General features: G+C 69.6%; 13 protein-coding genes. 4 read left to right on the top strand and 9 right to left on the bottom strand.

The genetic code is table 11. The annotated features are described in order from the left end of the window. Positions 1–52: 52 nt before the first annotated feature. Positions 53–1,240: an acyltransferase family protein gene (locus NFR93_RS00165; RefSeq protein WP_251449207.1), complete on the top strand. Its 1,188-nt coding sequence runs from the start codon at positions 53–55 to the stop codon at positions 1,238–1,240. 76 nt (positions 1,241–1,316) lie between these two features. Here NFR93_RS00165 and rpsO read toward each other — a convergent pair whose 3' ends face one another. Further along, on the bottom strand, positions 1,317–1,586 hold the full coding sequence (gene rpsO, locus NFR93_RS00160; RefSeq protein WP_019180606.1) for a 30S ribosomal protein S15: 270 nt from the start codon (positions 1,584–1,586) through the stop codon (positions 1,317–1,319). 180 nt (positions 1,587–1,766) lie between these two features. Between rpsO and NFR93_RS00155 the strand changes: the two genes are divergently transcribed. Both NFR93_RS00155 and NFR93_RS00150 read left to right on the top strand, forming a co-directional pair. Beyond that, a complete protein-coding gene (locus NFR93_RS00155; protein ID WP_285814527.1) occupies positions 1,767–3,101 on the top strand; it encodes an MFS transporter in 1,335 nt (444 codons plus the stop codon). 89 nt (positions 3,102–3,190) lie between these two features. After that, entirely contained in the window at positions 3,191–4,126 is a 936-nt protein-coding gene (locus NFR93_RS00150; protein WP_502846265.1) for a DMT family transporter, read from the top strand. A gap of 55 nt (positions 4,127–4,181) precedes the next feature. On the opposite strand, the gene NFR93_RS00145 is transcribed toward NFR93_RS00150, so the two are convergent. The 3 genes from NFR93_RS00145 to NFR93_RS00135 all read right to left on the bottom strand — a co-directional run bounded on the left by NFR93_RS00145 (position 4,182) and on the right by NFR93_RS00135 (position 6,634). Continuing rightward, entirely contained in the window at positions 4,182–4,742 is a 561-nt protein-coding gene (locus tag NFR93_RS00145) for a YceI family protein (RefSeq protein ID WP_251449203.1), read from the bottom strand. 151 nt (positions 4,743–4,893) lie between these two features. After that, positions 4,894–5,259, bottom strand: a complete 366-nt coding sequence (locus NFR93_RS00140) for an FKBP-type peptidyl-prolyl cis-trans isomerase (protein ID WP_251449201.1) — start codon at positions 5,257–5,259, stop codon at positions 4,894–4,896. A gap of 142 nt (positions 5,260–5,401) precedes the next feature. Continuing rightward, entirely contained in the window at positions 5,402–6,634 is a 1,233-nt protein-coding gene (locus NFR93_RS00135; protein WP_251449200.1) for a PrsW family intramembrane metalloprotease, read from the bottom strand. 64 nt (positions 6,635–6,698) lie between these two features. Between NFR93_RS00135 and NFR93_RS00130 the strand changes: the two genes are divergently transcribed. Then, positions 6,699–7,565, top strand: a complete 867-nt coding sequence (locus tag NFR93_RS00130; protein ID WP_251449199.1) for a fumarylacetoacetate hydrolase family protein — start codon at positions 6,699–6,701, stop codon at positions 7,563–7,565. Positions 7,566–7,652: 87 nt separating this feature from the next. On the opposite strand, the gene NFR93_RS00125 is transcribed toward NFR93_RS00130, so the two are convergent. From NFR93_RS00125 to NFR93_RS00105, 5 genes are all read right to left on the bottom strand, one after another. Next, positions 7,653–8,045, bottom strand: a complete 393-nt coding sequence (locus NFR93_RS00125) for a DUF4190 domain-containing protein (protein WP_251449198.1) — start codon at positions 8,043–8,045, stop codon at positions 7,653–7,655. Between the two features lie 100 nt (positions 8,046–8,145). Continuing rightward, positions 8,146–9,618 (bottom strand): aspartate ammonia-lyase, encoded by a 1,473-nt coding sequence (locus NFR93_RS00120; protein WP_251449197.1) that lies wholly within the window; start codon positions 9,616–9,618, stop codon positions 8,146–8,148. Positions 9,619–9,754: 136 nt separating this feature from the next. Further along, the gene (locus tag NFR93_RS00115; RefSeq protein WP_251449196.1) at positions 9,755–10,660 is read right to left on the bottom strand and encodes a phosphodiesterase; all 906 of its coding nucleotides are present in this window, start codon (positions 10,658–10,660) and stop codon (positions 9,755–9,757) included. 52 nt (positions 10,661–10,712) lie between these two features. Then, complete coding sequence (locus tag NFR93_RS00110) at positions 10,713–11,042, bottom strand: peptidase (protein WP_251449195.1); 330 nt, start codon at positions 11,040–11,042, stop codon at positions 10,713–10,715. Continuing rightward, on the bottom strand, positions 11,042–12,253 hold the full coding sequence (locus NFR93_RS00105) for an inorganic phosphate transporter (RefSeq protein ID WP_251449193.1): 1,212 nt from the start codon (positions 12,251–12,253) through the stop codon (positions 11,042–11,044). Before NFR93_RS00105 ends, NFR93_RS00110 begins: the two co-directional genes overlap by 1 nt. Positions 12,254–12,402 lie beyond the last annotated feature (149 nt).

Raw genomic sequence — 12,402 nt, 5'->3', positions numbered from 1 at the left:
GCCTGCGCGCCCACACTATTCCCGACATCTGGACGCTAGTGTGGCGATGCCCATGAAAGAGCCCTCGACGACTCCCTCGCCCGCTTCGCCGCCGACCGGAGGCATCCGCACCGCTCGGCCGAAGAAGCGCCTGCCGTTCTGGGACAACGCGCGGTTCGCCTGCATCGTCCTGGTCGTCCTGGGCCACGCCATCCAGCGACTCACCTACGACAGCGACGTCGCCCTCGGGCTGTATCTGCTCGTGTACGCCTTCCACATGCCCGCGTTCGCCTTGATCTCGGGGTACTTCTCGAAGTCCGACCCGCCGAGCCGTCGGCAGATGGCCCGCGTCGTCACCGACATCCTCGTGCCCTACGTGATCTTCGAGGGGCTGTGGTTCCTGACCAAGCTCCTCGTCGAGGGCCAGGCCGATCCCAATCTGACACGGCCATCCTGGACGCTGTGGTTCCTGCTCGCGCTGGGCATCTTCCGACTGGTCCTGCCCTATCTGGCGCTGCTGCGCTGGCCGCTCGCGTGGACCCTCGTCATCTCGATCGGCGCGGGCTACCTGCCCAACATCGACTCCACCTTCTCCCTCTCGCGGACCCTCGGCCTGCTGCCGTTCTTCGCCCTCGGATGGTGGCTCAACGAGCGCCGGATCGTCGACCGCTTCGACCTGCTGCGCCGACGCGCGTGGTGGGTGCCGCTGGCGTCGCTGGCGATCTTCGCCGTCGCCGGCTGGGCCGCATGGTACTTCGTGGACTTCTGGCGCGAGATGAGTCTGCGCGACTGGCTGTTCTACGACGAGAGCTACGCGGCGATCGGCGGCACGCAGTGGTGGGCCGGGGGTGTGCGGCTCGCTCTGATGGCCATCGCACTCCTCCTGAGCGTCGCGTTCTTCGCCCTCATCCCCCGTGACGGACACTGGTGGACGCACTTCGGCCAGTACACGATGTACGTCTACCTGCTCCATTCCTTCGTGCTCTACCCGTTCCGCGAGTCGGGGGTGCTCCGCGGACTGGATCCGACCTGGATCTGGCTTCCGATCGTCATCGTGCTGTCGGTCGGCATCGCCCTGGGCCTGGCCACCAAGCCCGTGCGTCGGATCCTGCGCCCCCTCATCGAGCCGCGGCCGGGCTGGCTGTTCCGCGACCCCACCCTGGCCTCGCGCGAGGGGCGCCGCGAGGACCCCACGGGATCCCGGCGCCCCCGGGAGACGCCGCGTGTGGTCTCACACCCGGACCCGCGCCAGAACGGCTGACGAACGGACGACGAAGGCCGCCCCACACCGTGGGGCGGCCTTCGGAAGAAGTGCGATTGAACGCTGGCGCGATGCCTCAGCGGCGAAGCCCGAGACGCTCGATCAGCGAGCGGTAACGCGCGATGTCGATGTCCTGGAGGTAGCCGAGCAGACGACGGCGCTGACCCACCATCAAGAACAGACCACGACGCGAGTGGTGATCGTGCTTGTGCTCCTTGAGGTGCTCGGTGAGGTCCTTGATGCGCTGCGTCAGCATCGCGACCTGCACCTCGGGGGATCCGGTGTCACCGGGGTGCGTCGCGTACTCTTCGATGATCGCCTTCTTAGCGTCAGATTCGAGTGGCATAGATGGGATCCCCTTTCTGCTCATTGCGCGGCGCCCGACGCCTGATGCGCGAGCTCTCTTTATCCGCGGCCGATCGAACGGCAACCTGGTGAGTCTACCAGTCCCCCCGCGCCCGCACGAATCCGCCCTCGCCGACCGGCGATAGGGTCGGAGGATGCCGCACCCTGCCCCGGTGGACCGGTGACGCGGTCGGCCGGAACGACCCGGCTCCCGCGTCTGCGCCGAGACCACCTGATCGATCTGCGCCCGTTCGCGGCCAGCCCCGCCTTCACCCGCATGTGGATCGGCTCGACGCTGGCCGGGCTCGGCGGCCAGCTCACGATCGTCGCGGTGATGCTGCACGTGTACGATCTGACCGGGTCGACCTTCGCCGTGGCGATGATCGCGGTCGCCGGCCTGCTGCCCATGGTGGTCGCCGGCATCTACGGGGGCATGCTGGCGGATGCGTTCGATCGGCGGATCGTCGCGCTCGTGGCTGCGGCCATCACCTTCGGATCGACGGTCCTGCTCGCCGTCCTCGCCTGGACCCAGGGGGAGACGGTGGGCTGGCTGTACGCCCTGAGCGTCGTCAACGCCGCCGCGAACTCGATCGTCATGGCCACCCGGCAGGCCATCGTCCCGCGCCTGATTCCTCGCGAACTGCTGCCTGCGGCATCCGCCCTCAACGGGATCACCGTGGGGATCATGGTCATGGTGGGGCCCGCACTCGCGGGCGTCCTCGTCGCCTTCACCGGGTATGCGTGGACCTACACCCTCGACGTGGTGCTGATGTCGGCGATGTTCCTCGGATTGTGGACGCTGCCCGCGCTGCGCCCCGAGGGCACGGTCGTGCGGCCCGGATGGGAGTCGCTGCGCGACGGCTGGCGCTTCCTGCGACGCGCTCCCAACATCCGGCTGCAGTTCGGGCTCGACATCATCGCCATGACCTTCGGGCAGCCGCTCGCCCTGTTCCCCGCGATCGGCGCCGTCCTGCTGGGCGGCGGCCCCATCACCACGGGCGCGCTGACGGCTGCGATCGCCGCCGGGGCCCTGCTGTCGAGCCTGTTCTCGGGGCCGGTGGGCCGCGTCCGTCGGCAGGGCCTCGGGATCGAGCGGGCGATCCTCGTCTACGGCGGTGCCATCGGACTGCTCGGCATCGTGCTGGCCGCCGGGGCCCTGGGCTGGTTCGCCCCCGCGATCGTCGACGCGGACTCCCCCAACCTCGTGCTGATCGCCGCCGCGTGCGTGGCCATGGCGATCGCCGGCGCGGCCGACAACGTCAGCTCGATCTTCCGCAACACCATGGTCCAGGCGGCCGTGCCGGACGCGATCCGGGGCCGGCTGCAGGGGGTCTTCATCGTCGTGGTCGCCGGAGGTCCCCGGGTGGGCGCCCTGTACGCGGGGACGCTGGCCACCTTCACGGCGCTGTGGTTCCCGCCCCTGCTGGGCGGCATGGCGATCATCGCGATCGTGGCGCTGCTGGTGCGGGCGAGCCCCCGCTTCCGCGCGTACGACGCCGACCACCCGTCACCGTAGCCGGACCGTCGCCGATGGACGGATTTCGGACGTCGCGTTCCGATGCCCGGTGCGAGGTCGCCGCCCGGGACTAGAGTCCTCGCGTGACCATCTCCACGCCCCCCGTCGTGGCGTCGGCGAGCCCTCCCTCGACCCCCTGGGTCGCCGTGCAGTTCGCCCTGGCCGGGATCGTGTGGGGATCCAGCTTCCTGTTCATGAAGGTCGCGCTCACGGGTCTCGCCCCCGCGCAGGTCGCATGGTCGCGTCTGGCGCTGGGCGCGCTCGCGCTCGCGGTCTTCGTCCTCCTGCGGCGCGAGGCACTCCCCCGCTCGGGACGCGTCTGGGGCCACATGACCGTGCTCGCGGTGACCTTCTGCGTCGTGCCGTTCCTGCTCTTCTCCTGGGCGCAGCAGTACGTCACGTCGGGTCTGGCGAGCATCTACAACGCCACGACGCCCCTCATGACCGCCGTCATGGCCGGGCTGGTCCTGCGGGTCGAGCGTCTCCGTGCCGGCCAACTCGGAGGCATCGTGCTGGGCATCGCCGGGGTGATCGTGATCATCGGCCCGTGGGCCGGGCTCGACCTGAGCGAGGGCGTCGTCGCCCAGATCGCCATCCTCGGAGCGACGGCGTGCTACGGCTTCAGCCTCGCCTACATGCGCCGTTTCGTGGCGGACACGGGCATGAGCGCCACGATGTTCTCGTTCCTCAACATCGGGATCGCCGCGGCCATCATGACCCTCCTCGCCCCGGCGATCGCGCTCCAGCCGGTGCGGCTGGATCCGTGGATCGTGGCCGCGGTGCTGCTGCTCGGCTGCCTCGGCACCGGAGTGGCGTACATCTGGAACCAGAACACCGTGCGCGCGTGGGGACCGACGCGCGCCTCGACGGTGACGTACCTGACCCCGCTGGTGGGCGTGGCGCTCGGAGCGCTCGTGCTCGGCGAGACGCTGAGCTGGAACGAGCCCGTCGGCGGGCTGGTGGTGCTGATCGGGATCCTGCTGGCGCAGAACCGCCTGCGTCGGCGCCGATCGCCCCGGACATGACGAAGGCGGATGCCGGTCCGGCACACGGCCGGGCGGCATCCGCCTTCGGGATGACTCAGGCCTGCAGGGCGCCCTGCAGGTCGAGCGTGATGGTGACGTCCTTGCCGACGAGCACGCCGCCGGTCTCGAGCGCGGCGTTCCACGTCAGTCCGAAGTCCTCGCGGTTGACGACCGTCTTGGCCGTCGCGCCGGCCTTGTAGTTGCCCCACGGGTCGGTGCCGAAGCCGCCGAACTCGACCTCGAAGGTGACGGGCTTGGTGATCCCGCGGATCGTGAGGTCGCCGTCGACGAGGAAGTCCCCGTCCGCCACGCGCGCGCCCGTCGAGACGAACGTCATCGTCGGGTGGTTCTCGGCGTCGAAGAAGTCGCCGGAACGCAGGTGGTTGTCGCGACCCTCGTCCTTGGTGTCGACCGAGGCGACGTCGACGTTCGCCTCGACCTTGGCCTCGAGCGGGTTCTCGGGGGCGATGATGGTGGCGCTCTTGACGCCGAAGGTGCCGCGCACCTTCGAGATCATCATGTGCCGGACGCTGAAGGTCACCTCGCTGTGCGAGGGGTCGAGCACCCAGGTGCCCGCCTTGTAGCCGGGAACGTCGATCGTGGTCGTGTCGGTCATGGTCGTCCTTCGTGTCGGTGTGGTCGCAGCGCGACGGGTACGAGGGGTGTCAACGCAGCCCGAGGAAGTCTATTCCCATGAATGTAAAAAAGAGGAACGGATGCCGCCCCCGGCGTGCGGGGGCGGCATCCGTTCGCGACGTCTGTGCTCGTCAGCCGACGGCGAGGAGGTCGATGATGAAGATCAGGGTCTTGCCGCCGAGGAAGTGGCCGCCCGCGGGACCGTAGGCCAGGTGCGGCGGGATGACCAGTTCGCGACGGCCGCCGACCTTCATGCCGGGAATGCCGTCCTGCCATCCCTGGATGAGGCCGCGCAAGGGGAACTGGATGCTCTCGCCACGGTTCCACGAGGAGTCGAACTCCTCGCCGGACGTGTACTCGACGCCGACGTAGTGGACCGTCACGGTGTCGCCGGCCTTGGCCTCGGCGCCGTCTCCGACGGTGATGTCGCGGACGACGAGCTCCGACGGCGCGGGGCCGGTGGGGGCGTCGATCTCGGGCTTGGTGTTGTCACTCATGCGTCCATCCAAGCACGTCCCGCACGGCGGGGCATCCAAGACTCAGCGCCCGGTGCCGCGGCGTTGCCTGCAGGTCTCCCGAGCGCTGAGTTGGTCTACGACAAGCATGCCCAGGCCGCCCCCGAGGTGTCAAGGGCCCCGCTCACGGAGCGAACAGCTGCTGCCGGGCAGCGGCCGTCCGCGTCAGCAGCGCTGCTTCCTCGTGTGCGGCGTGGGGGTCGCGGCCGCTGATCGCTCGCTGCCGTGCCGCGGCCAGGGCGGTGGCGTCGGCGATGAACTCGCGCATCAGGGGTCGCCGATCGCCGCGCAGGGTGCGCGCCCATGCCAGGGCCGAGCGACGGCCTGCGCCGGTGGCGAGCATGTCCACCTCCTGCGGGGTGAACCAGCCCGCCGCCGCGTATTCGCCCAGGCGGGAGCGCGTGAGCCGGGACTCCTCACGCCGCAGTGCCAGGATCCCGAGGATGAACAGGACGAACAGCGGCACCTGCAGCATGAGGTAGAGAGCGAAGAAGTCACCGAACACCGCGGAGCCGTTCCAGAACGCGTGCAGCGCGATGGCGCCCGCGAGGCCCGCCAGCCACGGTCCGAACGCCTGCGCGGGGGTCGCTCCCCGGCGGGCGGCGAGGCCGAGAGCGAAGCCGATGATGCTGGTGAACATCACGTGGGCGAACGGCGAGAGGATGCCGCGGACGAAGAAGGTGGCGGAGGCGTCCGCGACCCCGCCCTCGATGAAGCTGATCGCGAAGTACTGGATGTTCTCGGTGAACGCGAACCCGGCGCCGACGAGTGCCCCGTAGACCACGCCGTCGACCGGCCCGTCGAACGCACGACGCGCCGACATGAAGATGATGTAGACGCCGAGCCCCTTGGCGACCTCTTCGACGATCGGCGCCTGGACCACGGCCGACAGGGCGTCGGCGGCCGGCGACGACTGCGCACCGAAGACGACAGCCAGAAGGAGGTCGACCCCCAGGGCGATGCCGACCGCGGCGATCGCGCCCCAGGCCACGGCGAAGATGAGCAGGCCACGCGGCTCGGGCTCCCAGCGATCGATGATGCGGATCGCCAGGACGACGCCCGCCAGCGGGAGCAGCGCGAGGATCATCCCGACGATGGAGGCTCCGGGGCCAATGGCGTTGAGGAAGTAGGCGACCAGGCCGACCAGCAGGAGCAGCAGCAGCCCGAACAGCCAGATCGGCGCCGCCCGTCCTGCGCGGGCCGGCGCCGCACCCCCGGGTACGGTGACGTGGGGCGTGGCGGGGGCAGGCGGCGCGATCGAGGCACCGTGGCCGGGCCCGTTCTGCGCGAGAGGCGACGGGAAGGCGGGTGGAACGAGCGACGGGCGCGACCTGCCCGCGGCGTCGGGATTCGTCATGAAGTCAGCCTATGGGTGCGCAACACGCGCGGCCCGGCGCGCCTCGCCCCGGTAGCGTGGAGTGATGCGCTTCGCCCACGTTCTTCCGCAGGGTGCCTCCGACCCTCGACTGGCGGTGGTGGACGACGACGACATCGTGCTGGTCGATGAACTCTTCGACGGGGCACCCCGCCGCCTGGAAGAGCTCATCGCGGGCGGCGACGACCTGCTTGCCCGCGTGCGCGACGCCGCCGGGAACGGGGCGCGGCGGCATCCGCTGGCCGGGCAGAGGTTCGCGTCGGCGCTGCTCACCCCGCCGGTGATCCTCGCGATCGGCCTGAACTACGCCGCGCATTCGAGCGAGCTGGGTCTCAAGACCGACAGCACCCCCACCGTGTTCGTCCTGTGGCCCAATTCCCTCACCGGCCACGACGCCACCACCACGTGGCCGCGAAGCCTCAGCGAGTCGGTGGACTACGAGGCCGAGCTCGGGGTGATCATCGGCCGCGCCGCGAAGGACGTCGCCCCCGAGGAGGCCCTGGACCATGTCTGGGGCTACACCGTCGTCAACGACATCACCGCCCGTGACATCCAGTACTCCGAGGCGCAGTGGTCGCGCTGCAAGTCGTTCGACGGGTTCACCCCCACGGGCCCGTTCGTCGTCACCGCCGACGAGGTGGCCGATCCGCAGGACCTGCATATCTGGACGGTCCTGGACGGACGGACGCTGCAGGACGCCTCGACCGCTCAGATGGTGCGCCCGGTGTCGACGCTCATCTCGCACCTGTCACGATCGGCGACTCTGCTGCCGGGCACCCTCATTTCCACCGGGAGTCCGGGCGGCGCCGGCTACTCCCGTGACCCGCAGGTGTTCCTGCGCGACCGGTCGACCGTCACCGTGGGCATCGACGGGATCGGCGAGCTGACCACGCACTGCCGCATCCTCGACTGAGCCGGCGCGCCGCTCAGCGCCGGAACCAGCGCTGGAACGAAGAAGGGCGCGCACCTCACGGTGCGCGCCCTTCTCAACGGATGACCGTCACGGGCACGAGAACGTCGTCCCGTTGTCGAGGGTGTGGACGCCCGAGCCGAGCTCGGAGCACAGCCGCGCGATCTCCTCGTTCGCGGCCGGAACCACGATCGCGAGCACGACGATGGCGACGATGATGCCGATGACCATCAGAACCGAGCTGATGATGATGGCGGCCACCGCCCAGCCGTTCTTGACGCCGGCCTTCTTGCTCTGCACGAGCGCCACGATGCCGAGGATCAGCGCGATCAGCTGCGCGAAGAACGACAGCACGAATGCGACGATGCCGAGGGTCTTGCCGGGAACGGGGCCTCCGGCGGGCGCGTCGTAGGCGGCCGGCGGGGCGGGGTTGTAGGCGGGCGGCGGCGTCGGCGGCCCGGCGGGGGTGTTGGGGTCTGTCATGTCGGCCTCTCCTGTGGTCGATCGTGGGACGGCTCGAACCTATCGAGCGCCGCCGGTCGCCACCCGCAGCGACGCGCACGCAACTGAGCCGTCCGCCCGGTCAGTCGCGGGTCGCCGCGACGACGTCTTCCGCCGCCTGGACGATCGGGATCGCCGCGGTCGCCGTCTCGAGCCCCGACAGCCGCGCCGGCGAGAGCTGCTTGGTCACCTCTTCGCGCGACATCAGCCCGGCCTCCACCACGAGGTCGGCCACGTTCTTGTTCGTCAGCAGCGCGGTCTTGGCCAGCGCGGCCGACGCGGCATAGCCGATGAAGGGGGTTAGGGCGGTGACGACGCCCACCGACGAACCCACCATCGCGCCGAGCCGCTCACGATTGGCGGTGATCCCCTCGACGCAGTTCACTCGCAGCGTGTGCATTCCGCGGCGCATCCACGTGATGGACTGGAAGATCGAGTGCGCGATCACGGGCTCGAAGGCGTTCAGCTGCAATTGACCGCCTTCGACCGCCATCGTGACGGTCGTGTCGGCTCCCGCCACGGCGAACGCGATCTGGTTCACGACCTCGGGTATCACCGGGTTCACCTTGCCCGGCATGATGCTCGAGCCGGCCTGCCGTGCGGGCAGGTTGATCTCGCCGAATCCGGCCTGCGGACCCGATGACAGCAGACGCAGATCGTTGCAGATCTTCGACAGCTTGACGGCGTTGCGCTTGAGCGACGACGAGAACGACATGAACGAGCCGGTGTCGCTCGTGGACTCCACCAGGTCGCTGGCCAGCGCCAGGTCGAGGCCGGTGATCTCGCGGAGGTGCCGGACGACGGCTTCGGAGTAGGCGGGATGGGTGGTGATCCCGGTGCCGATCGCGGTGGCGCCCATGTTGACCTCGAACAGGAGGTACGCGTTCTCGGTCAGGCGCTCGTGGTCGTAGCCGAGGGTCGAGGCGAACCCGTGGAACTCCTGTCCGAGGGTCATCGGCACGGCGTCCTGCAGCTGGGTGCGCCCCACCTTCAGGATGTCGTGGAACTCGACGGCCTTGGCGAGGAACGCCTGGCGCAGCAGATCCAGCTCTTCGAGGAGCGTCTGCAGATCGAGGCTCAGCCCCACCTTGATGGCGGTCGGATACACGTCGTTGGTGGACTGGCTGCGGTTGGTGTGGTCGATCGGCGAAAGGAAGGCGTAGTCGCCTTTCTCACGGCCGGCGAGCTCGAGTGCGACGTTGGTGATGACCTCGTTCGCGTTCATGTTGGTGGACGTCCCCGCACCGCCCTGGATGACGCCGACGACGAACTGATCGTGGAAGCGTCCGTCGATCACCAGCTGCGACGCGCGATCGATCAGGTCGGCGCGCTCGGCGTCCAGCACCCCGATCTCGGCGTTGGCCCGTGCGGCGGCCTGCTTGACCATCGCGAGCGCCCGCACGAGATCGCGGTACACCGAGATCGGGCGTTTGGAGATGGGGAAGTTCTCCAGCGCGCGGGCGGTGTGGATGCCCCAGTAGGCATCTGCGGGGATCTCGAGCGAGCCGAGGGAGTCGGTCTCGGTGCGGGTGCGCTTCGTTGCGTCCGGAGCCATGGTGGTGTGTCCTCGTGGGTCGTTCACGGCGGTGGGGGTGTGTCCTGAGCCTATCCCCGGCGGGCGCGGCTTCCACGTGTACGACGCGTACGGTCGACGGTCGGGGTTGTACCCGCTGTCGATGGGATGCCGCACGTCAGCGCTTGCGGGAGAACTCCTCCAGCCGCTCCTGCGGTGTGAGGGCAGCCATGCGGGCCACCCACTCCGCCGAGAAGTAATCCCCCGTCGCGGCGTCGACGACCGGCACCGTGGAGTGGGTGATCGTGTCGTCGTACACGTGCACCAACTGGAACGCCTGCCCGGCGTCCATCCCGTTGACCTCCTGCGCCGGACGCGCGAGGTTCATCGCATAGCAGGTCGCCGACGCGACGCTCACCGGCACCCCCGCGAAGCTGCCCGAGGTCGAGTAATGCAGGTGCCCGGCGAGGATCGCACGCACATCGGTGCCGGCGATGACGGCGGCGAAACGGTGCTGGTCGCGCAGTTCGAGGATGTCGAAGAGCGGGATGTGGCTCGGCAGCGGCGGGTGGTGCATCGCCAGGATCGTCCCGAGCGGCGCGGGCTCGGCGAGGATCTGCCGCAGCCAGTCCAGCTGAGCCTGGTCGAGTTCGCCGTGGTGCCACCCCGGCACCGTCGTGTCGAGCGCGATGAGACGAAGACCCGCGAGGTCCCACACGCCGGTGACCGGCGCGAGGGTGGCGTCGCCGTCCAAGAGCGCCGACCGCAGCGCGGGCCGCTCGTCGTGATTCCCCGCCACCCACGCCACCGGCGCGCCCATGCGCTCGGCGAGGGGTTCGACGGCGCGCCGCAGCGCGCGATAGGCCTCGGGTTCGCCGAGATCCGTCAGGTCGCCCGTCACCACGAGGGCGTCCGCCCGCAGCTCCAGCGCGTCGACCGCCTCCAGCGTGCGTCGGAGATTCTCCGTCGTGTCGTACCGTCCGCCCAGACGGCGGCCGCCTGCCAGCAGATGGGTGTCGCTCAGATGGACGAGGGTGCGACGGGCGGGCTCGTACTGCCCGAAACGCGGGGATGCGGCATCCATACCGCCCAGCCTAGGACGCACCCGCGACGGCGCTCCCGAGCGGCCGAGCCGATCAGTGGTTGAAGACGATGAGCAGGATGCCGCCCACCACGGCCGCCGCGCACACCGCGAAGCACGCGTACGCCGCGGCGAGCGCGAGACGCTTCTGCCCGGGCGTGAGCGGGTTCTTCCGCGCCGCCTTCGCCGCGGCCTTCTCGGCCCGGCGCGCCTGCTTCTCGGTGATGACCGTGATGGCATCGGTGAACTCCGCCGGGGCCACCACGGGGGCGCGCCCCGACGCGACGAGCAGGCGGAGTCCGAGCGCATAGAAGACCACCACCACACCCGCGCCGATCAGCGCGGCGAGGAAGACCTGCAGGAAGGCGAGCCAGTCGATCGACATCACTTCTGCTCCTCGTTACGCGCCATCGCGCGCTGTCGTCGGGTCGGAGGCGGGTTGTCCTCGACGTGCACGGCGGCTCCCGAGTCGGCGACCTCGCTCATGGCGTTGGCCGCGTTCACGGCGTTGCGGCGCGAACGGAGGAAGATCGCCAGGATGATGATGACCGCCAGCACGGCGTCGATCAGGACACCCCACGAGCCGAGCCACACCACGACCAGCGCGGCGAGCCCGCCCACCGCACCCGCGGCGGGAAGGGTGAGCACCCAGCCGACCATGATGCGCCCCGCGGTGCGCCACCGCACCTGCGAGCCGCGGCGCCCCAGCCCCGAGCCGATCACCGATCCCGAGGCGACCTGCGTCGTCGACAGCGCGAACCCGAGCGCGCTCGAGGCGAGGATCGTCGCCGCCGTCGACGACTCCGCCGAGAAGCCCTGTGCGGGCTTGACGTCGGTGAGGCCCTTGCCCAGAGTCCGGATGATGCGCCACCCGCCCATGTAGGTGCCGAGCGCGATCGTCACCGCGCACGCGACGATGACCCACAGCTGCGGGTCGGGATTCGCCGAGGACTGCCAGCCGACCGTGATGAGGGCGAGGGTGATGACACCCATCGTCTTCTGTGCGTCGTTGGTGCCGTGAGCCAGCGCCACCAGCGACGAGGTGAAGATCTGCCCCCACCGGAAGCCGTCTCGCCCGTCGGGCTTGCCGTCGTAGCGACGGGTGATCGCATACGCGAGCTTGGTGGCGGCGAAGGCGATGAGCCCCGCGGTGAGCGGAGCCATGAGGGCGGGGAGGACCACCTTGCTCATCACGATTCCGCCGTCGATCGCCGTCGCGCCGACACCCACGAGCGTGGCGCCGATCAGGCCGCCGAAGAGCGCGTGCGACGACGAGGACGGCAGCCCCAGGAGCCAGGTCAGCATGTTCCACGTGATCGCGCCGATGAGCCCGGCGAAGATGATCGAGGGGAAGACCGTCGCCGAGATCTCGTCCTCGCGGATCATCCCCCCGGAGATGGTCTTGGCGACCTCGGTCGACAGGAAGGCCCCCACGAGGTTCAGGATCGCGGCGAGGAGAACGGCCGTCCGCGGCTTCAGCGCGCCTGTGGCGATGGGCGTGGCCATCGCATTCGCGGTGTCGTGGAAGCCGTTGGTGAAGTCGAAGAAGAGTGCCAGCGCGATGACGAGCACGATGATGAGGGCTGCGGTTTCCACCGTTCGCTTTCCAGGAGTGAGGGAAGGGAAGGTGCCGACGGGATCGGCGCGACGAACGAAGAGTTCACCTGGGGTTCATGAACCGGCAACCGGCCAGAGAGAATCCTGTCACCGCCCGGCCACCTGGTCAACCTGGCCGCGGCCCAATC

The organism is Microbacterium sp. Marseille-Q6648, from assembly GCF_943181415.1.
Classification (GTDB): domain Bacteria; phylum Actinomycetota; class Actinomycetes; order Actinomycetales; family Microbacteriaceae; genus Microbacterium.
The sequence above is the reverse complement of the archived record's forward strand: the minus strand, read 5'-3'. Positions and strand labels throughout refer to the sequence as shown.